Source organism: Acinetobacter sp. V91_7 (assembly GCF_031799075.1).
Taxonomy (GTDB): Bacteria; Pseudomonadota; Gammaproteobacteria; order Pseudomonadales; family Moraxellaceae; genus Acinetobacter; species Acinetobacter calcoaceticus.
The window spans coordinates 79342-100915 of sequence record NZ_JAVQNT010000042.1; the positions used below are offsets into that span (position 1 = coordinate 79342).

A 21574-nucleotide genomic window follows, 5' to 3' on the forward strand; every position below is an offset into this window, starting at 1 on the left:
CATTTATCAATATTTTGAAACTTTTCTCAATGATCAAAGCTTCCTATTTTCGAGCCATTATTAGATCGTCATCTGAATAGAAAACCATCCAAAAATGCCTATTTCACTGCATTTTTATTGGTTAGCTGTAATTGTCTTTTTCTTGTCAGCAAGGTTTGTCCTGTCAAATTTTTATGGGCCCGTGCAAGTGCTGACTGGTCCGAATATCCCAACTGTTCAGCAATTAAAGTGAGGCTTGCATTTTGGTTGAGTAATATCTCACAACGTCTCATGCGCTCTGCATCTAAAATTAATTTAAATGAAGTGTTTAATGACTGTAGCTGGCGCTGTAAGCTTCGTACTGAAATATTCAACTCGATGGCAATATCTTCTATTTTAGGCGCTTGCTGTCTTTGCTTAAAATATTCATGCACAATCCAATGTATTTGCTGAGCTAAATCTGTTTGTATTTTACGCTGAGCTAACGCCTCTTCTGCCTGTTTCACCAAAAGTTGCATTAAGGTCGGGTCTGCATGTTGAGGGCGAATACTTAGTCCCTCACTTGCAAAAGTTAATGCATAGTAAGGTTTTCCAAATGATAATTTGCATTGAAAGAAACGCTGATAGTGCACTAATGGACCACGTGCGCTGTGCACAAACTCAACTAGTTGCAAGAGAAAATCATGCAGTGGGGCTATTTGTTTAGCAAGTTGTACCATAGCTGCCAAGGTCAATTCACAAAGTATGATATTACTGTCATCAACCAACGGCCAATACAAACGAATTTTAGAAGCATCTTGCTCGATTTGCATAGGCACGACTTGCTCACCGTCGATCACCAGACGGTGAAACTTCATGATATATTCAAGAACCTCTGCAAAGCTACCACTTCGGGATGCCATATATCCCAATACACCAAAATTGGCAGGTGTAATACAAGTTGCCATTTCCAAAGCTAAATTGGAAACTTGTAGTCGAGATTCGGTCAGCTCTAAAAGCTCAAGAAAAAAAGTTAAAGGTGATTGAGCATCGATAGATGCAGATAAAATGTTTTGAACTTGGCGAACTTGAACATCTGTTAGATTTAATGCCTGCCAGTCCATCCCCTTTTCTTTTAAGTAAGTATTCCAAAGGTAAAAATAACCATTTGAAATCGTAAATTCCTGCATGGCGCATCCTTTTTTTACTGCCACCTTGTCGTAAACTGTATAAAAATTGGCAATAACTGTCAAAACAAAGCCGACCAGTCGCGACATACTAGTGAACAAGTTAGATGCGAGAAATAAAAATATGAACGCACATGTTTCTTATCAGGTCGATCCAGTGGTTCGTAAAGATCTAGATTTTCATTTAAACGAAGCACCTCGCTTTTGGTTTAATAATGATCCTTTTTTGACTCGTATGTTCGATGCACTCAGCTTAACCTTTCCAGATGGAGAGCGTTATTTTATTGAATGTGTTCGTATGTTCCGTGACAAAATTGATGATCCAGAACTACAAAGACGAGTTGTGGACTTTATTAAACAAGAAGCTCAACATGGTATTGCTCATGACAAAATGAATCAGATCATGAAAGAGCAAGGCATGCCCGTTGACCAGTTCACAACCACCCTCAAAAGGATTTTCCGTTTTGAACTGACAAAACGCTCACCTCAATACAACATTGCCATGACTGCTGCTGCCGAACATTTAACAGCTTTAATGGCAGAGACGTTTTATAGCAACAAAAAAACATTGGAAAATGCACATCCGTATGTTCGAGCACTGTTTGCATGGCATGCCATTGAAGAGATGGAGCATCGGGATGTTGCTTTTGACGTAATGAAACAAGTCGGTGAAGTACCAGAGTCAACTCGTCGCTTTGTATTAGTTGCTACAACAGTATTAATGTTTGGTTTTACACTTTATCGTACCAATGTCATGTTGAAATGTGATGGTTTTAGTTCTAGAGAAAGACTCTCGATGAGCCTTAAGGGTCTACCTTGGTTCTTTGGCAAAAATGGCACATTAACAGCCATGAAAAGCCAATATCTGGACTGGTTTAAAAAAGACTTCCACCCAAGTCAGCATCCCGTAATTCGTCAATATCCTGTTTGGATTGAAACACTCGAAAAGACAAATGACCCTATTGCAGCTGGTGAGGCATTCTGGCAAGCAGGTTTATAACCTGCTTGTTACCATTTTGCGTAATGTTGTTCTAGTAAACCGTATTGCTCATTGCAAGTGATGACATCATTCGTCTCATGCTCAATCGTGCCACTAATTTTAGCTTGCCACTGATTGAACTGGCTTCCAATCATTCTTAAATTAATATTTTCGTATCTACACCAACCAATATGGATTTGTAGATTAAGCTTTTGATCTAGAGAACTAATTTGCCAAAGTTCATCATTTACTTTTTCAAATAAAACATCAGTTAATGGAAATAAAACCCCATTAATCCATAAACAGTTTTCATTACCAAAACTTTCATTAACGCCAGAAGCTAAATTTAGACCAATACGTCTGCCTTGTTCATCCCAGAAATTACATGAAAGCCAAAACCAAGCTGTTTCAGGTCGCAAAAAACCACAAGTATCATCTAAAGATGCAAAAGTCTTTTCATCAAATTGTACAACTTGATTTTGTTTATTAATAAACATCCCCTCTACACCCAGCGTGGTCTGCTTTTGAGTATAGGTCCAACCATTAATTCCTGTCGGTGTACATAAACTTAATATATCGGTGCCAGCACAAAAAATCCGAGCACTGAGTTGAATCTCACCATATTTAGTGACTCGAATGTACCGCACACCATTCGCATGCTGAATATCAAATTGATAAGGCGATTTAGAAAAATAGCTTTGATTAAACAACGGCTGTTCATCAAGATAGGTTTTATGCCCTAAAGGCTGAATCGCATTCCATTCAATTACTTGCTGGGTTTCATGATCATAAATATAGAAAAAACCGTGACCGACCCAGCCAATATCTGCAATTGCTAGACCAATACTATAGTGCTTATGTTGAATGCAACAGAATTTAAATTTCTTGTATTTTAATTGCTTACGCCAGCCTTTTAAGACCTTACCATAAGGGGTTTTATAAATATAATGTTGTACATGAATGGTTGACGGTACAGATTCAAAACGCCCATAGCGAGGCTGTCCATTTTCTTGAATTAAATCCATTTACCCACTTCCATATGAATATTAGATTTCAAATGACCTATACCACGGTCAAATACGTATTTTCCCAAACTGTTGCAGCAAAATCGCCTTTTATTAAATGAATATAGCGCCCTGCTACACAATCTATCGCTAAGCAGTCATCAATATCAATGACTCGATCTGTATGCGCTTTTTGCCACTGTTGATCTATAAATTGTTTACCCAATTGTTTTGCAATAACAGCATTGGGCGCAACAACAAACTCATACCGATGGAGCTCACCGAACTCATGAGCATTATATCCACCCAGATTAATTAAATATAACTTTAAGTCATCTGGTTTTGGTGCTGCGTCAGTAAAATGAATTTGATAATTTTGCTCTTGAGATTTTAGTCCCGAAAGCTTAGCCCAAGCATCAATATGTAATCCTTGAGCCTCACCAAACCAAGCCTGTTTAAGTTGAGGATAAACTTCTTCCAAAGTATCTCCTACAGCCATGACAACATCATGAACTTCTGTATTTGCGCGTGCATGACGCCCACCCAACATTACCATAAACAGACTTGGCATTTTTATTCCCGCTTACATCTCAACCATTTCTACGCCATCAATGCGTGCAACAGTCATTAAATCTTTATCACCACGACCTGAAACGGTCGCAATAATAATCTGATCTTTAGACATAGTTGGTGCAAGCTTAGAGACATACGCCATGGCATGTGAGCTTTCAAGAGCAGGAATAATCCCTTCAATTTTGGTTAAATCACGGAAGCCTTGTAGAGCCTCTGTATCATTAATCGGCACATACTCAACGCGCTTCATATCTTTCAAGAAGCTATGTTCAGGACCAACACCCGGATAATCCAACCCAGCAGAGATACTATGTGTTTCGATAATCTGGCCTTGCTCATCACTCATCAAGTAAGTACGGTTACCATGTAACACACCAACGTGACCCGCATTTAACGGCGCAGAGTGTTTACCAGTTTCAATACCAAAACCAGCAGCTTCAACACCATACATTTTTACATTGGCATCATTTAAGAACGGATAGAACAAGCCCATTGCATTTGAACCGCCACCGACACAAGCAACCAATGCATCTGGTAAGCGACCCGCTTGTTCCAAAATCTGTTTACGCGCTTCACGCCCAATAATTGACTGGAAATCACGTACAAGTTGTGGGTATGGGTGAGGACCTGCCACCGTACCAATCACATAGTAAGTACTATCAACATTGGTCACCCAGTCACGCATCGCTTCGTTCATGGCATCTTTAAGTGTTTTAGAGCCACTCTGTACAGGCACAACAGTTGCACCCAACAAACGCATACGATAAACGTTCATCGCTTGACGCTTAACGTCTTCAGCACCCATATAAACAACACATTCAAGACCCAAACGCGCTGCAATTGTTGCAGTTGCCACACCATGTTGCCCAGCACCAGTTTCAGCAATAATACGTTTTTTACCAGAAAGCTTTGCCAATAACGCCTGACCAATCGTGTTGTTTACCTTATGTGAGCCTGTATGGTTCAAGTCTTCACGTTTCAGGTAAATTTGCGCACCACCTAACTCTTTTGACCATCGCTCAGCATAATAAAGTGGACTAGGACGACCTACATAGTAGGCGAGATCGCGGTCGAATTCTGCCAGAAACTGTTCATCATTTTTCATGCGGGAATATAGATTTTCTAAATCTTCTAATGCCGCCATTAGAGTTTCTGACACAAAACGTCCGCCATGGATACCGAAATGCCCTGCAGCATCTGGGTACTGTGTATAGTCAATCACATTGTTTTGCTGATCCACGTTGGACTCCTTGCATAAATCGTTCAATGAGTTGTTGGTCTTTTATACCTTTTGCGGACTCTACGCCTCCGCTCACATCTACTGCAAAAGCACCGGTAGTATGAATAGCGTCAATGACATTGTCAGGGGTTAAACCACCTGCCAAGATTAATGGAATATCAAGTTTTGGGAATTTAGACCAGTCAAACTGATGTCCTGTGCCCCCTTTAAGCTCAGGATGCCACGCATCGAGCAAGACGGCACTGGCTCCAGCCGCCTGATATTTTTGAATTTCAGCAATAACATCAAGATCAGGCTTAACCTGAATCGCTTTATACCAGCGACGCTTACAATGGCGAGCTATCTCCTGACATTGTTCTGGAGTTTCGTCGCCATGTAGTTGTAATACATCTAGGGGAACACAATCAAGTACTGACTGAATCTCAGTAGCACTTGCATTCACAAACAAACCAACAAGTTGTACATAAGGAGGAATAAGTTTAACTAGTTCTTGTGCCTGCTCGAGTGTGACATGTCTTGGACTTGGCGGAAAAAATACAAAACCAATTGCGTCTGCTCCAGCCGTAACTACTGACTGAACATCTTGAGGGCGAGTAATTCCACAGATTTTCGCTCGTGTACGTTTTTGGTTTGAAGGGCTCATGATCTGCCTAAACTACAACCATTTCTTAAAATAAGCGCCATTGTAATGCAATTTTTGTCCCTTGCGTAAAAGTTCTCTGGGAATTGGTCCAAATGACATTGTATGAAATAAATCGCCACTTTATACTGCGTAAAATTGGAAGCAAGTGTAAGCAATTAATGCTTTAGGGAAGCTGGTGAAAGTCCGGCACTGCCCCCGCAACGGTAACAATGTAAAGCATATTTTTTAAGTCGTTCTCGACTTACACCACTGCAATGATGTGGGAAGGTGAATATGTCCATAACTTAAATATGGCGTTGAAGTCCGGAGACCTACTTGTTTCATCTATCTACCCGATCATTCACGTGGGGTGAATGTATGGAGCATGTTATGTCTAAGTCTTTTCAACCTACTCGTCTGGTAGGGGCTATCGCTATTGCGATGGGGTTTTCACCTGTTATTTTTGCTGAAGATACAACCAACGCAACTCAGCTTGATCCAATTGTAGTGACTGCTTCAAAAAGTGCTGAAAAAGCCAGTGAAGTTCCGGCGCGTATTTCAGTGATTGATGAAAAAACAATTGAGCAGAATCCAATTGCAGATTTGCCGTCTTTATTAAGAAAAGAAGCTGGGTTAACTATTCATCAAACAGGTGGTTATGGCCAAACAGCTTCTGTATTTATCCGAGGAGCTAGTGCTGGACACACTCTATTTTTACAAGACGGTATGCGTTCAAATACTGCAACTGTAGCTGGTCAAAATATTCACTTATTTGATACAACCGATATTAAACAAATTGAAATATTACGAGGCCCTGCATCAGTTCAATATGGTACTGATGCGATTGGTGGGGTAATTCAATTAATTTCAAAAACTCCTACACAAAATAAAATCTTTACGACTATAGAAGCTGGCGAGAAAAATACTTATAAATCTATTCTAGGTATAGATTTAGCCCAAGATGGTTATTATGCTCAAATTCGTGGTCAACGTTTTGAAACAGATGGTGATCAAATCATTAGCAATGACAATCGTAAAGCTGGTTTTGATCAAAAAGGGTATTCAGCTAAAGTTGGTGTTGATAAAGAGCAATATGCTTTATCAGCTGAAATTAAAGAAAATAAAGGTACTGGTGACTTTTTTTCTTATGGCGCAGCACAAGCCTATGATTTTACTAACCGATTATATAATATTAACGCCCGCCTTAATTTAACTAACAATATTATTTGGAATACACGTCTTTCTCAATTTGAAGACCAATATAATTTAATAAAAGCAGCGTATCCATCAATTGTAAATACAAAGCAACAAGAGGTAGATTCAAATATTAAATGGCAATTTACACCAAGCCAAAATATTTTATTTGGTGTAGAACATAATAAAACAACTGCAGAGAAAGTAGTTGCTTATAGTGGCGATACAGGATTCGATAATTCTAATAAGACGACTGGCTATTATTTACAACATCAATATCAACATGATGGCATTAATACCCAAGCAGGTATTCGTGTAGAAGATAATTACCAATTTGGTACACATACAGTTGGACAACTTGCTGGGCGCCTCCTTGTAACACCAACCACTAGTGTATATGCAAATATTGGTACAGCTTTCCGTGCACCAGTTGTAGGACAAATTATTACAGAACCAGCTTGGTGGGGAGGAAATCCAGATTTAAAACCTGAAGAAAGTGTGTCATATGAACTTGGATTTGATCAAAAACTAAACCACGGCTTCAATGTATATGGTTCGGTTTATCAAACTAAAGTTGATAACTTAATGGTATCTTCTGCCGCAACAAATTTCGTATTTTATAATATTGATAAAGCAACCTTAACTGGTGCTGAGTTAGGTTTAAAGTGGTCACTAGATAATTGGTTTATCAATGCTGAATATGCTTATATTCAACCTAAAAATGATGAAACTGATCAAGATGCGCCAAATCGTCCACGTCAAAACTTCAACATGAATATTGGCTGGGATAATGGTGTATACGGCTTCAATACTGCTTTCGTTGCAAAAGGCAAAGCAAAAGATATACAAGATGTTCCAGGCTATACTACTCTTGATTTTAACGCTTATTGGCAAATGAACCCAAATGTCAAAATCTTTACTAATATTCAAAACTTATATGATACAGACTATAAGACAGCATGGAATAATGAGGTTAGCTCATACTATATTGCCAGCGGCCGCCTTGCATCAGCTGGTGTGACCTTAAGCTACTAAGCAAAACTTTATTATAAAAATATTTTCTTAACTCCAGTTTCGGGGTAATGTTCTGACCGACATTATCCCCTTTTTTATGTTCAGGATATCCATCATGGGACACCGTTTAAGCAAAATCTATACACGCACAGGCGACTCAGGTACAACAGGTTTAGGCGATGGCTCTCGTGTTGCCAAAGATGATTTAAGGGTTGCAGCACTTGGTGATGTCGATGAACTAAATGCCATTATTGGCGTTCTTCGAGCTCAAATCACAGCCAGTCAAGTGACCGACAAAGCAAATTGGGATAAGAGTTTGAGCTTAGTTCAACACTGGCTTTTTGACTTAGGTGGCGAGGTTTGTATTCCAAACTACAATTTACTTCAGCCTGTTTGCATTGAATTTCTTGAAAAAGAAATTGACCGTATGAATGAAGACTTACCGATGCTGAAAGAGTTTATTCTACCATCAGGCTCTTTAACTTGCAGTTATGCCCATCAGGCACGTGCTGTTTGCCGTCGTGCAGAAAGATCGCTAATGTCAGTACAAACACGCGACCAAAATATTCAAACCACAGCGCTCCAGCTTTTAAACCGTCTGTCTGACTGGTTGTTTGTTGCATCCCGCGCTTTACAACGTGCTGAAGGTGGACAAGAAGTGCTTTGGCAAAAAAATATTAATGAGATTATTTAAAAATAGATTAGATTAAGAATGGTCTCTGCTCTTTTGAAGAGACCATCATTAAAAATAGTTGATAGAAGAAAATTATGCGCATTATTGGTCATCGTGGTGCACGCAAAGAAGCTCCTGAAAACACGCTAGGTGGTTTTCAGCACATAAAAAATCTAGGTATTCGTGGTGTCGAATTTGATATTCGTCAGCTTCAAGATCAAGAATTAGTTGTAATCCATGATGACAACTTTTTACGTACCGCAGGAATAGATCAAATTGTTGAGCAATCTAATTTGTCTCAAGCATTATCATTTGATCATCGTCAAAACTGGCCCAATTGGCCAAACTCTGAACCAACACCTACACTTACAGGCGTTTTAAACTTACTTGATAACTTCGATCATATTGAAGTTGAAGTGAAAGCTGTAAGGGATATGGCTTTAGCAGAAAGACTCGTTCAGAAACTTGAGTCCGAATTGCAAGGTTATGAGAAAGTCGTAACAATCACAAGTTTTGACCTTCAAATTCTAACCGCCTTACGCGACATCAATTCTCAATTTAAACGTGGGTTGTTAGTTGAACTTCCAGTGGGTGCAATCGCAATTGAAATCGCTCATCAATATGGTTGTTGTCATATTGGCTGGCATGATCAACTCGCAACAGATGAAATGATTCAGCTTTCACAACAAGCAAACCTAAATATTAGTGTTTGGACAGTGAATGATGTAGAAAGAGCAAAAAAGCTACGGGATTTAGATATACAGGGGCTAATTACAGATATTCCAACTGCGATGTTACAAGATCTGTAAATATAAAAAAGGTGGTAAAACCACCTTTTATTATTTCTTTTGCGCCTGAATCAATCGCTGACCGCTTTGATCAAGCAAATAGAGTGTATTCCCTACCAACTGAAATTTTTGAATACGCTGTAAAGAATCAATCAACTCTGCCTCTTGAGCCAATGCACCATCACAACTTGAATGTCCTGCATTAACTTGCATATCAAGTTTCTGTTGACTGAAATCAAAAGTATATTGACCAAAAACGCCATTACAGCCTGTATGACCTGAGACTGTTTTGACAGCAGAATTTAAAGAAAGAATTGGCCATTGGTTAAAAAACTTGGCTTTATGACCATTAATCTGGGTAATTTGCCAATCAATATCTTGAATTCCATCAGGACTTACTCTCTTTTTTACTACAGGAGGTTGTACGCGATGGACTGGTTTTACTTGAGCTTTCTGGCCTTTCTGAATATTTTGTTGTGGGGTACTTTGACATGCAGCTAATACAAGACTGATCGTGACCAAGACACACTTCAATGATAATTTTCTTGCAATATCAATGTTGTTCTTTTTTTTCAATCGTTGTACGTTCATTAAACAACTTCTCCTACTTGAAAAACTCTGTGACATAGTTTAAATCTGTTACCGTTCTTTCAATACATCTGTACAATAATGTTAGTGATTCTCACTAAGCACGTGCTAATATGAAGGATAGAATAGCAATATATCTTGATGATTGGTTTTGCTATGTCGTTTTGTCTTTGTACCTTGTCTGACAAGGTTTCTAGGAGCGCTGCCGGATATGACTTCCGCCCCACTCAAAGCCCCAATTAACTGGACCGCTAGCATTACCTTAATTGGTTTACCAATTCTTGCTGCAATCATAATCCCGATTTATGCGTATTATTATGATTTTAGTGTAAGTGCATGGGTAAGCTTATTTTTTCTTTTAGCTCTAAGTAGTATGGGGATTACTGCTGGTTATCACCGCCTGTGGGCTCACCGAGCTTATGAAGCGTCGTTACCACTTAAAATTCTTTTAATGATTGGTGGTACATTTGCCGTGCAAAATAGTATTTTGTTCTGGGCATCTGGTCACCGTACACACCATCGACACGTTGATCATGTTGATGAAGATCCATATTCAATTAATCGTGGTTTTTGGTATGCCCATATGGGTTGGATGATCCGCGATCATTCACCATCTGAGCCAGATTTTAAAAATGCACCAGACTTATTGAACGATAAACTGGTCATGTTCCAACATAAATACTATGGTTTACTCGTGGTTGCAGTTCATGTTGGAATTTTAGGCTTAATTGGTTGGGCAACTGGCGATTTGTGGGGTGTAGTCCTCATTGGTGGTCTATTGCGTTTAATCATTAGCCATCAAGTGACTTTCTTTATTAACTCGCTTTGCCACATGTGGGGTAAACGTCCTTATACAGACGAAAACACTGCACGTGATAATTTCTGGTTAGCCATTGCTACCTGGGGCGAGGGTTACCATAACTACCATCACATCTTCCAATACGATTATCGTAATGGTGTGAAATGGTGGCAATATGATCCAACCAAATGGTTGATCTGGTCATGTTCTAAACTTGGTTTAGCTAAAAATTTACGTCGTATTCCAAGCTTTAATATTAAAAAAGCAGAATTAGCGATGAAATTTAAATACGCTGAACAAGACCTTGCTATTTATGGTCACAATGTAAATGCTGATATGACTCAGATGAAACAACGTATTGCTCAGGAATACGAAGCTTTTACTCATACATTAAATGACTGGGCAAAGCTAAAAGAGCAAGAACTACAAGCGAAAAAAGCAGCAATGGCTGAAAAGATTCATAGAATGGATCACAAGCTTAAAGTTGATTTTCAATTGCTTGAACATCGTTTAAGTCATCATCGTGAGTGTTTAGAAACTTTAATGCGTAACATTAAAAAGAACACTAATGTAGTATCAGACTAAAATAAATTCTGCTCTAAAATAGCTCTTTCGGGAGCTATTTTTATGCCCGCTTTTTAACTATGGTATAGTGAAATCTGCTTTCTCTATTTTGCCAAGCCCATGCAATTTAATCCGCTTTACCCTTCACTTCCGTCTAAATTATTCCATGTTCAGCAACCATCACCTTTACGTGGTGCAAAAGCAGGTCATTTCAATACTGCTTTGGCAGATGAGCTGCAATGGTTAGAAGACGAAAAGAATGCATGGGTTGAAATCTGTAGCGGACAGCGTACTTTCTCTGAATTTCCTTCTCTTGCTATGGTCTATGCTGGTCACCAATTCGGACAATGGGCGGGACAACTCGGTGATGGTCGTGGCTTATTGATTGCGCAAATACTTAATACAAAGGGTCAAACCATAGATCTACATTTAAAAGGTGCAGGCCCGACACCCTACTCAAGAATGGGAGACGGACGCGCAGTGTTGCGTTCTGTGGTTCGTGAATATTTAGCTGGGCATGCTTTAAATGCTTTAGGAGTCGCTTCTAGTCACGCGGTAGGTTTTACAACCTCCACTCAAGGGGTACAGCGCGAAAAACTAGAGTTGGGGGCAATGTTACTAAGAACATCTGAATGTCATATCCGTTTAGGGCATTTTGAATGGATTAATCAATACGCTCCAGAGTTGCTGCCAGAATTCACTCAAAAATGTATTGAGTGGCATTATCCGGAGTGTCTAGAAACCGAAAACCCTATTTTATCTTTTGCCAAAAAGGTCGTTGAGCGTACTGCAATCATGATTGCTAAATGGCAGTTGGTTGGATTTGCTCATGGTGTGATGAATACAGACAATCTTAACATTACTGGTTCTACACTTGATTTTGGTCCATATGGCTTCATGGAGCGCTTCCGTCCGAACTGGATCAATAACCACTCGGATTATCAAGGCCGTTATACTTACCAAAATCAACCAAGTATAGGTCATTGGAATTTATGGACGTGGTTAAACAACTTAATCTCTCTCGCTGAGCCTGAACAAAAAGATCAATTCAAAGAAGAGTTAGCGCGTTGCTTAGAACAATTTGAACCAACCTTCATGGAACATTACACAACTGGTTTATGTCAAAAAATGGGACTTCCTCATTTTCATAAAGACAGCCTTGATTGTAGTTTTACTTTTTTAAAAATCTTACAGACTGAACAACTCGACTACACTCAGAGCTTTATCCGACTTCAAAATAAAGAATATAAAACTCTACGAGATGATTGCCTTGATATTCGACAGTTTGATGAGTTTCTTAGCCAATATCAAAGTATTCGTGAACATCAAGATACAGATGAGTTTGATGCGAATATGCAAAAAGCTAATCCAGTTTATATCTTACGTAATCACATGGCTCAACGTGCTATTGAAGCAGCTGAACGAGATGATTTTAGCGAAGTAGACCGTTTGTTTAAGCTGCTTGATCAGCCATATACAAGACAACCAGAACTTGAACAGCCACAAGATTTAGGTCCTTTACCAAGTGACGTACCAGATGTAGCGGTAAGCTGTTCTTCTTAATATTTTAAAAGACTAAAACTCTCTTAAGCCGCTTTAGTGGTAGCTTAGAGAGTTTCTTAAACATTAAAGAATAATATATGAAAATTAGACCTATCATTATTTGTACACTTCTCATGATTCCATTAGGAATCGCTTTTTATAATTATGAAAAATATTTACCGACTTTTACCTCATCCCATAAAGCTCTTTCAACCGAAGAGATCTTAGAACTAATCAAGACCAAGCCCATCACCTCAATTGAAGTATTTAAAAATCAACGCGTACTTCTACTCAAAAATAATGAGGAAGTAATCCGTCGTTATCCTATTCGTCTAGGCTTTAATCCTAAAGGACATAAACACTTTGAAAATGACGGTAAAACACCTGAAGGGGTTTATTCTATAGATTGGCGAAACTCACAAAGTGCGTACTATAAATCTTTGCATATCTCCTATCCCGATGCGAAAGATATTGCTTATGCCAAGCAACATAATCAACCAACCGGTGGAGATATCATGATTCATGGATCTGTTCCAAAGTCCTTTTTATCTATACCTTTTAGCTCGACTTATATGCCACATAAGGATTGGACTTTAGGATGTATCGCCGTTAGAAATGTAGATATAGACGAGATTTGGCAATTCGTGCCGAATCATACAAAGATTATAATTTATCCATAAAATCTTTAAAATTATCCACATTTTCTGTGGATAACATTGTGGTTATCCACAGAATAACTTTCGCTAGTGTTTTACTCTTCAGGATATTCGAAGCGGTAACCTACACCGTAAACTGCTTGAATCCACTCATGGCGGTTACCAGTTTCAGCCGCTTCACTAATTTTTCGGCGCAAGTTTTTGATATGACTGTCAATCACACGATCGGCAACGTCAAAACTATCTGGATTAATATGATCCAATAATTGTGCTCGTGAATAAACTTGTCCAACATGCTCTAAAAATAGCTCAAGTAAACGAAATTCGGTTGGCGTTAAGCTCAACGATTTTTGTTGATACCAAATTCTTTGCTGTGCTTTATCAATTCGGAAAGAATCATTCTGTTCGGGCTCTGCCTTACGTTCTAAACGACGTAAAACGGCCTGTACGCGAGCAACCAACTCTTTTGGGCTAAACGGTTTACATACATAATCATCAGCGCCCATATTCAGACCCAAGACGCGGTCGATTTCTTCGGTACGAGCAGTCACCATAATAATCGGTAAATCTGACTGTTCACGAACCTTACGGCAAATGGTCAAACCATCCATTCGTGGAACCATTAAGTCCAGAACCATTAAATTAGGTTTACGTTGCTGGAAACTCGCATAAGCATCTTGACCATCATGAAACATACTTACTTCAAAACCGGCAGCTTCAAGATAATCACGCACCAAATGCGCCAATTCGACTTCATCTTCAACCAACATCACATGTTTCATGAGATATTTTTCCTTTTATATTTAACTCTGCTTTTTAAAAGTGAGTACACAACGTAAACCACCTAAGGGTGAATGTTCAAAACTAAGTGTACCACCGAGCGCCTGCGCAATTTTACAAGACAAAGCCAAGCCTAGCCCTGTTCCACCTGTACTACGCGTACGCGAATCATCTACGCGATAGAAACGTTCACCTAAACGAGATAACTGCTCATCGTTTAAACCAAATGGGCTGTCATCAACATACAAAGTCCACTCCTGCGGAGTTTGAGCTGTATGAATATGAATTTTGCCACCTGTTTCTGTGTAACGAATACTATTACTAATTAAATTAACAATAATCTGTTTAAACCGATCACGATCTAATAATAGCGGAGAACTTGTTCCTTCAACTTGAATTTCGAGACCAGCTTGCTCAAGTTTCGGTTTAAAGTTCTCAACCTCTTGTAATACAACTTCCCACGGATTGACAGAACTCAAATAACACTTGAGTTGTTGTGCATCTGCCTGCGCCAAGTCTGCAAGGTCTTGTGTTAATTTTTTCAGGCTTGAAACCTGACGCATCATCGCATCAAGATGTTCAGGGGTTGCCTTTCGAATACCGTCTTGCATTGCTTCAATTTGTGCTTGCAATACAGCCAATGGCGTTTTTAATTCATGGGAAGTATCCGCTACCCATTGACGACGTGATTCTTCATGCCGATGTAAAATCTCTGCCAAATGGTTTAATTGGGTGGATAAATCACCTAATTCATCATTTCGCTTAATAACAACTTGATGCTGATAATTTCCTTTCGTTAATTCATTTGTCGCATTTAATAAACGCTGAATCGGTTTCTTAAAATAAGTCGCCATCAATAGCGCGGCAACTAAACTTGAGAGCAAGGTTAAAGCATAAATTAAGAGTAAATAACGCTTTTGATTACTAAAGAAATTAATACTTAAAGCATCTTCTTTATCTAAAACGGGTTTTAAGCCTAAATATCCCACGACTTGATTATTTAAGATAATCGGGCGAAATGACATCTGATCTGAAGAAGGTGGTTCACCAACGACAAACTGGTGATTTGCATCATATAAAGACAAACGAGAACTTAAACCCAAACGGTCAGGTAAAGCAATAAAACGCTTCTTACCATTTTGAGTTTCAATATCTTTTAAGCTCCCCTTCTTTGACTTATTTTTATCATCACTTGGGCGAAACTGGTTTGCACTTAAAGGGAAACGTAGCCCTTCAAACGGTTGATATTGAGAAGGTAAATTTTGCTCAAGCGTTTTTAACTCTTCATCGCTAAAAATAGTATTTTTATTTGTCGGCGCAATTTGAGGTGAAATATTAATAAGGGCATGTTCATCGAAAGAGTGCTGTTGTATGGCAATATCATATTGGCGACGGAGCCACCACTGCGAGAGGCGATCATAATCATCGGGAGCCGCAGTCCCTTCAATTTGTAAAATTTGTGCCTGAATCGCATTTCCCCAATCATGGTACACCGTATAGACATTGCCAAGATTGGTAATAAGGCGGTCGAGCTTTTGCATTTCAACGTCGGCCACATATTTGGCAAAGTTCTTTTGCATTGTCCAGTGCAAAACACTCAAGCTTGCAGTCGCAATAAGCAATGTGGTGAGCAAGACTGTCAAAAATAACCGTAATGCAATGGGAACACGTAGAACGTTCAAAAGCACTCTCTCATTTTTACGCTATATTTGGCATTGTAACCAACAACGAAAAGAAAAACTCTCCATTGTTTCTACATCTTTATTATCTAATCTTTAAGCCATCAGTAAACACAACATTAAAAGGCTTTTAAACATGAAAATGACGGCAAAAATTGCATTATTCAGTGCGGCAATTGTAACAATGGGAAGTTTAGCGGCTTGTCAATCGACGACTCAACCACCTAAGCCAGAACGTGGCATGATGCAAGATGGCCCACGTGAAGGCCACCACCGTATGAAACATCGTGAGTTCACACCAGAACAAAAAGCAGCATGGGAACAGCATCGTGCAGAACGTCAAGCGCGCTTTGAACAAATCCAAAAAGCATGTGATGGTAAGGCCAACGGACAAGCAGTAAATGTTCAAGTTGGAGATAAGACACTTGAAGGTACTTGTAACCTTCGTTTTGAACCCAAACGCCCTCAACCTCCTGTTAATGCCCCTGCTCCTGCATCAGCTCAAGCAAAATAATTCTAAAAATCATGAAACAAAAGGCGCCTATAGGCGTCTTTTGTTTATACATAACTATTTACGATTTTGACTATTTGTATCATATAAACATAACCAAAAGTATTTACACTCAAAGCACTTAGCTAGTTTAAGCATTTTTTTCTTGACTTTGCAGTCACAAAGTAAAGGTCCTGAGGTGCTTGTGCAGTTATGCAAGTTGTTGCACGATGTAATAGTCCAAGGTGCCTCATGGCACATTCTCATAGATTAAGATTATAACTCTGGTTTCACCAGTATTGAGGAACCCGATATGCCACAATACAAAGCGCCCTTACGTGATATGCAATTCGTTTTGCATGAATTATTAAATGCTGAAGAACACTATGCAAAATTACCTGATTTCCAAGGTAACGTAAGCCGTGAATTGGTTGATCAATATTTAGAAGCTGCGGCAGACTTTTGTGAAAATGAACTTTCTCCTTTAAACCAAGTTGGCGACCGCGAAGGTTGTACTTGGAATGATGGCGTAGTTACCACTCCAACAGGCTTTAAAGAAGCTTATCAAAAATATATTGAACTTGGCTTCCCGTCTTTATCAGCAGAAGAACAATACGGTGGTCAGGCTTTACCTAACTCTCTAGGTATTGCAATTTCTGAAATGGTTGGTACAGCAAACTGGTCTTGGGGTATGTACCCTGGCTTGTCTCACGGAGCTGTACGTACATTAGAACATCATGGTTCTGATGAACAGAAAGATACTTATTTACCAAACCTTGTTTCAGGTGTTTGGACAGGTACGATGTGCTTAACTGAATCTCATGCAGGTTCGGACTTAGGTATTATCCGCTCTAAAGCAGAACCAAATGCTGATGGTAGCTATGCAATCTCTGGCGAGAAAATCTTTATCTCTGCTGGTGAACACGACATGGCTGAAAACATCATCCATATCGTTCTTGCACGTTTACCAGGTGCACCGAAAGGTACTAAAGGTATCTCATTATTCATCGTTCCTAAATTCCATGTAAATGCAGATGGAACTATTGGCGAGCGTAATGCGGTACGTTGTGGTTCTATCGAACACAAAATGGGTATTCATGGTAACGCGACTTGTGTCATCAACTTTGACCAAGCTAAAGGTTACTTGATTGGACCTGAAAACCGTGGTTTGAACTGTATGTTCACCTTCATGAACACAGCACGTATTGGTACTGCTGTTCAAGGTTTAGCAGCATCTGAATCATCTTTCCAAGGTGCGTTAACTTACGCGAAAGAACGTTTAGCAATGCGTTCACTTTCTGGTCCGAAAGCTCCAGAAAAAGATGCAGATCCGATTATCGTTCACCCTGCTGTACGTAATATGCTTTTAACTCAAAAAGCGTTTGCTGAAGGCGGTCGTGCACTTGTTTACTTACTTGCTCAATACGCTGACATCGTTGAAAAAGGCGAAACAGAAGAAGAGCGTAAGTTTGCTGACAACATCTTGTCTTTATTGACTCCAATTGCAAAAGCATTCTTAACTGAAACTGGTTCTGAGTCTGCTAAGCACGGTGTTCAAGTCTTCGGTGGTCATGGTTTCATTTCTGAGCATGGCATGGAACAAATCGTACGTGATACACGTATTTCTTGCTTGTATGAAGGTACAACTGAAATTCAGGCACTTGATTTGTTAGGTCGTAAAGTATTGCAAACTCAAGGTGCAATGCTGAAAGACTTTACCAAAATGGTTCACAAATTTGTTGAAGCAAACAAAGACAACGCTGCCATGAAAGAATTTGTTGAGCCGCTTGCAGCGCTTAACAAAGAATGGGGCGATCTCACCATGCAAATCGGTATGCGCGCAATGCAAAACCCAGATGAAGTAGGTGCTGCTGCTGTAGACTACCTCTACTTCTCAGGTTATATCACTTTAGCGTACCTATGGGCTCGTATGGCACTTGTTGCACAAGAGAAATTAGCAGAAGGTACTAGCGAAGTTGACTTCTACAATGCAAAAGTAACAACTGCTCGATTCTACTTCAAAAAAATCTTGCCACGTGTTCGCTCACATGTAGATGTTATTGCTGGTGGCTTAGATCCATTAATGTCATTAGATGCTGAACATTTCGCTTTCTAACCATAGTTAGTTGCGATATGCAATGTTAAAAAACAAAAAAGGACTGCTCAGTTTTGACGGTCCTTTTTTTATAAAATCAATGATAAATTTACACTTTAAATTCCATATCCATTTCGTTTAACAGGATATCTAGCACAGGCCAATGTGCACAAAAAAGGTGAACGATTATGCCAATTTACAATGCTCCTTTAGCTGATATGAAATTCATCTTAAATGATGTATTCAAAGCAGAACAATTTTGGCAGTCTAATGAGAAACTCGCTCATGTAGATGCTGCAACTGCTGAAGCAATTTTAGAAGAAATGGCTAAATTTGCTCAGAACGTGACTCATCCATTAAACCGTACTGGTGATGAAGAAGGCGCTCGCTATGAAAACGGCGAGGTGTTCACACCAGCAGGTTTTAAAGATGCATTCCGTCAATATGCAGAAGGCGGTTGGATTGGCTTAGGGGCCGACGAAGAATGGGGCGGTCAAGGCATGCCAAAAATGCTCACCGTTCTTTCTGATGAAATGTTATTTGCAACTAACCCATCATTTATGCTCTACCCGCTTCTTTCTGTGGGTGCAGGCATGGCTTTAAGCAGCTATGCATCTCAAGAACAAAAAGAAACTTACTTACCTAAGATTTATTCAGGCGAATGGTCAGGCACTATGTGTTTGACAGAACCACATGCAGGTACTGACTTAGGTATTATCAAAACTAAAGCTGAACCTAATGAAGATGGTACTTATAACATTACAGGTACTAAAATCTTCATCACTGGTGGTGACAACGACTTAGCAGAAAACATCATCCACTTGGTACTTGCTAAAACTCCAGATGCACCTGCTGGTTCACGTGGTATTTCTTTGTTCATCGTACCTAAGTACTTTGTGAATGAAGATGGTTCATTAGGTGAACGCAATCTAGTTGGTCCAGGTTCTATCGAACATAAAATGGGGATTAAAGCATCTGCCACTTGTGTGATGAACTTTGATGGAGCAAAAGGTTACCTCGTTGGTAAAGAAAACGAAGGTCTTGCTGCCATGTTCGTTATGATGAACTACGAACGTTTATCTATGGGTATTCAAGGTTTAGGTGCATCTGAGTTTGCATATCAAAATGCAGCACAATATGCGACTGACCGCTTACAAGGCCGTAGTGCATTAGGTGTTCAATCACCAAACAAACCAGCTGATAGCATTTTGGTACATGGTGACGTGCGTCGTATGTTGTTAAACGTACGTGCAAACAATGAAGCATCACGTGCATTTGCGGTCTATGTAGGTCAACAGCTCGATATCACTAAATTCTCAACTGATGCAGAAGCAGTGAAAAAAGCCAATAATCGCGTTGCGCTTTTAACGCCGATTGCTAAAGCTTACCTTACAGATACAGCATTCCAAGCAACTTTAGATGCTCAAATGGTGTTCGGTGGCCACGGTTATATTCGTGAATGGGGTATGGAACAATGCATTCGTGACCTTCGTATTGCTCAAATTTACGAAGGAACAAACGGCGTTCAATCTCAAGATTTAATTGGTCGTAAAACCATTAAATGTGGCGGTGCGTTCATTGCTGAATACATTACTGAAATCCGTGACTTTGCAAATGACTTAGACACAGACTTGAACTTTATTAAAGATGCAACTTTAGATGCTGCAACTGAAATTGAAGCAATCACTCAGTTTATTATCGAACAAGCTGCTGAAAATGTAGACTTCCCGAACTCAGCTGCGGTTGATTATTTACATGCAGTTGGTTTACTCAGCTTCGCTTATATGTTTGCGAAAATTGCTACTGCTGCCAAAGATAAATCTGGTGATTTCTATCAAAACAAACTTGCTTTAGCTCAATACTTTGTTGAACGTATCTTGCCAGATATTGATGCGCGTATTGCTAAAATCAAAGCAGGTTCTGACTTAATTATGGGCTTTAGTGAAGATTACTTTACGAACCAAGCTTAATTAAGTTCTTTATAAAAAACGCCTGAAAAATCAGGCGTTTTTATTTTGTATCTACTATTTCAATTGGCATGAAATTTGTTTAATTTCTAAACATTACGAAACAAACAAAAGATTTTACTATGCTTGATCCCAAAAAGTATGAGCGTATTCTGGACCGATTTGGTCATTATGCCGTTGAAGCTTTTCATTATTTAGCCCTGTTTATTATTGGCTGTATGGTGGCGTGGTCCGCAGCCAATACTGTTTTTGAAATTTTGACAGTCAAAAAGTATGCTTCAATTGATGATATTTTATTATTATTTATATACTTAGAGCTTGGAGCAATGGTTGGGATTTACTTTAAGACCAATCATATGCCTGTACGCTTTCTTATTTATGTTGCGATTACGGCATTAACCCGTCTACTCATTTCAGATATCCAACATGACCATAAAGCGGATATGGACCAAGTCATTATTACAGGCTCAATTCTTATTTTAGCCCTTTCTATCTTAGTTGTTCGTTTTGCATCTTGGAATTATCCTTCAGTGATGAAAGAAAAGCATGCAAAAACACCCACAACCTTAAAGCCCCCTCAACCTCAAGATGATGAATTAGCATAAAAAAATGGCCTCAAGATTGAGGCCATTTATATATTCTATATTTCAAAATTAACGAACACGATAAATTTGATGTTTCGAGTCTACGAGTAAATATTGGTTAGGCGTTTTAACCCAACGGTATCCACGTGGCGGCTCATACAAACGATGCGATCTCCAGTCCGAAACATAATAGCGACTATTGCGGTATTCTGCTGGAATACGATCACCGCGTTTAAATGCTACATATCGACCATAGTGCTTACCACGATCGGCATTTGACCAACTTGGAGCCCGATGATCATTACGATAATCGTGGCGACGGTCATCACGATCACGATGTTCATATCGGTCATGGTCTCTACCATGGTTATTATCCCAACGATGATTTGTATCGGCCATCGCGGTAGCAGATATACCTAACATTAACGTCGAAAGTACAAGAACGATTGGCTTTTTCATGCCCTATTTCCTTTTAATCTTGATATGAAGCTAGATTAGAAGACAGCCAAGGAGAAACCATGAATAAAACAGATAACATTGCTAAGGTTTGTAATGACTATAAAGAAAATATGAAGAATCTGTATCTATGCTAACATTA

General features: G+C 39.3%; 20 protein-coding genes and 1 riboswitch. Of the genes, 11 read left to right on the forward strand and 9 right to left on the reverse strand.

Features of this window, described 5'->3' with window-relative positions; translation table 11 throughout:
- Positions 1-98 precede the first annotated feature (98 nt).
- Positions 99-1148, reverse strand: a complete 1050-nt coding sequence (locus tag RMB03_RS14600) for an AraC family transcriptional regulator ligand-binding domain-containing protein (protein WP_311076718.1) — start codon at positions 1146-1148, stop codon at positions 99-101.
- Between the two features lie 121 nt (positions 1149-1269).
- On the opposite strand from RMB03_RS14600, the gene RMB03_RS14605 reads away from it, so the two are divergent.
- The gene (locus tag RMB03_RS14605) at positions 1270-2145 is read left to right on the forward strand and encodes a metal-dependent hydrolase (protein WP_080027756.1); all 876 of its coding nucleotides are present in this window, start codon (positions 1270-1272) and stop codon (positions 2143-2145) included.
- Between the two features lie 8 nt (positions 2146-2153).
- On the opposite strand, the gene RMB03_RS14610 is transcribed toward RMB03_RS14605, so the two are convergent.
- From RMB03_RS14610 to RMB03_RS14625, 4 genes are read right to left on the reverse strand one after another with little or no spacing between them, the layout of a single operon-like run.
- A complete protein-coding gene (locus RMB03_RS14610; protein ID WP_311076719.1) occupies positions 2154-3149 on the reverse strand; it encodes a DUF2804 domain-containing protein in 996 nt (331 codons plus the stop codon).
- 37 nt (positions 3150-3186) lie between these two features.
- Positions 3187-3699, reverse strand: a complete 513-nt coding sequence (locus RMB03_RS14615; RefSeq protein WP_017392442.1) for a DUF1543 domain-containing protein — start codon at positions 3697-3699, stop codon at positions 3187-3189.
- A gap of 12 nt (positions 3700-3711) precedes the next feature.
- Complete coding sequence (gene trpB, locus RMB03_RS14620) at positions 3712-4941, reverse strand: tryptophan synthase subunit beta (protein WP_003655197.1); 1230 nt, start codon at positions 4939-4941, stop codon at positions 3712-3714.
- Complete coding sequence (locus RMB03_RS14625) at positions 4916-5584, reverse strand: phosphoribosylanthranilate isomerase (protein WP_205468545.1); 669 nt, start codon at positions 5582-5584, stop codon at positions 4916-4918. Before RMB03_RS14625 ends, trpB begins: the two co-directional genes overlap by 26 nt.
- Before the next feature lie 126 nt (positions 5585-5710).
- Positions 5711-5918: riboswitch (cobalamin riboswitch) on the forward strand.
- 23 nt (positions 5919-5941) lie between these two features.
- On the opposite strand from RMB03_RS14625, the gene RMB03_RS14630 reads away from it, so the two are divergent.
- The 3 genes from RMB03_RS14630 to RMB03_RS14640 all read left to right on the forward strand — a co-directional run bounded on the left by RMB03_RS14630 (position 5942) and on the right by RMB03_RS14640 (position 9253).
- Positions 5942-7792: a TonB-dependent receptor domain-containing protein gene (locus RMB03_RS14630; RefSeq protein WP_311076720.1), complete on the forward strand. Its 1851-nt coding sequence runs from the start codon at positions 5942-5944 to the stop codon at positions 7790-7792.
- Between the two features lie 94 nt (positions 7793-7886).
- Complete coding sequence (locus RMB03_RS14635) at positions 7887-8465, forward strand: cob(I)yrinic acid a,c-diamide adenosyltransferase (protein ID WP_005036189.1); 579 nt, start codon at positions 7887-7889, stop codon at positions 8463-8465.
- A gap of 74 nt (positions 8466-8539) precedes the next feature.
- Entirely contained in the window at positions 8540-9253 is a 714-nt protein-coding gene (locus RMB03_RS14640) for a glycerophosphodiester phosphodiesterase (protein WP_311076721.1), read from the forward strand.
- Between the two features lie 30 nt (positions 9254-9283).
- Here RMB03_RS14640 and RMB03_RS14645 read toward each other — a convergent pair whose 3' ends face one another.
- Positions 9284-9823 carry an META domain-containing protein gene (locus tag RMB03_RS14645; protein WP_311076722.1) on the reverse strand — a complete coding sequence of 180 codons (540 nt, stop codon included), beginning with the start codon at positions 9821-9823 and terminating at the stop codon, positions 9284-9286.
- Between the two features lie 208 nt (positions 9824-10031).
- Here RMB03_RS14645 and RMB03_RS14650 point away from each other — a divergent pair, with 208 nt between their 5' ends.
- From RMB03_RS14650 to RMB03_RS14660, 3 genes are all read left to right on the forward strand, one after another.
- Positions 10032-11204: an acyl-CoA desaturase gene (locus RMB03_RS14650; RefSeq protein ID WP_017392438.1), complete on the forward strand. Its 1173-nt coding sequence runs from the start codon at positions 10032-10034 to the stop codon at positions 11202-11204.
- Between the two features lie 99 nt (positions 11205-11303).
- Positions 11304-12746, forward strand: coding sequence for a protein adenylyltransferase SelO family protein (locus tag RMB03_RS14655; protein WP_311076723.1), 1443 nt, complete (start codon positions 11304-11306; stop codon positions 12744-12746).
- 77 nt (positions 12747-12823) lie between these two features.
- A complete protein-coding gene (locus RMB03_RS14660; RefSeq protein WP_311076724.1) occupies positions 12824-13405 on the forward strand; it encodes a L,D-transpeptidase family protein in 582 nt (193 codons plus the stop codon).
- Between the two features lie 71 nt (positions 13406-13476).
- Here RMB03_RS14660 and RMB03_RS14665 read toward each other — a convergent pair whose 3' ends face one another.
- On the reverse strand, positions 13477-14163 hold the full coding sequence (locus RMB03_RS14665; protein WP_003655179.1) for a response regulator: 687 nt from the start codon (positions 14161-14163) through the stop codon (positions 13477-13479).
- Positions 14164-14184: 21 nt separating this feature from the next.
- Complete coding sequence (baeS, locus tag RMB03_RS14670; RefSeq protein WP_198079406.1) at positions 14185-15843, reverse strand: sensor histidine kinase efflux regulator BaeS; 1659 nt, start codon at positions 15841-15843, stop codon at positions 14185-14187.
- 133 nt (positions 15844-15976) lie between these two features.
- Between baeS and RMB03_RS14675 the strand changes: the two genes are divergently transcribed.
- The 4 genes from RMB03_RS14675 to RMB03_RS14690 all read left to right on the forward strand — a co-directional run bounded on the left by RMB03_RS14675 (position 15977) and on the right by RMB03_RS14690 (position 20997).
- On the forward strand, positions 15977-16354 hold the full coding sequence (locus RMB03_RS14675; protein ID WP_005309618.1) for a hypothetical protein: 378 nt from the start codon (positions 15977-15979) through the stop codon (positions 16352-16354).
- Between the two features lie 289 nt (positions 16355-16643).
- Positions 16644-18446, forward strand: coding sequence for an acyl-CoA dehydrogenase C-terminal domain-containing protein (locus tag RMB03_RS14680; protein ID WP_004638893.1), 1803 nt, complete (start codon positions 16644-16646; stop codon positions 18444-18446).
- 167 nt (positions 18447-18613) lie between these two features.
- The gene (locus RMB03_RS14685) at positions 18614-20395 is read left to right on the forward strand and encodes an acyl-CoA dehydrogenase C-terminal domain-containing protein (protein WP_311076725.1); all 1782 of its coding nucleotides are present in this window, start codon (positions 18614-18616) and stop codon (positions 20393-20395) included.
- 119 nt (positions 20396-20514) lie between these two features.
- Complete coding sequence (locus RMB03_RS14690) at positions 20515-20997, forward strand: phosphate-starvation-inducible PsiE family protein (protein WP_311076726.1); 483 nt, start codon at positions 20515-20517, stop codon at positions 20995-20997.
- Between the two features lie 48 nt (positions 20998-21045).
- On the opposite strand, the gene RMB03_RS14695 is transcribed toward RMB03_RS14690, so the two are convergent.
- The gene (locus RMB03_RS14695; RefSeq protein ID WP_005036171.1) at positions 21046-21435 is read right to left on the reverse strand and encodes an RcnB family protein; all 390 of its coding nucleotides are present in this window, start codon (positions 21433-21435) and stop codon (positions 21046-21048) included.
- Positions 21436-21574: the final 139 nt, after the last annotated feature.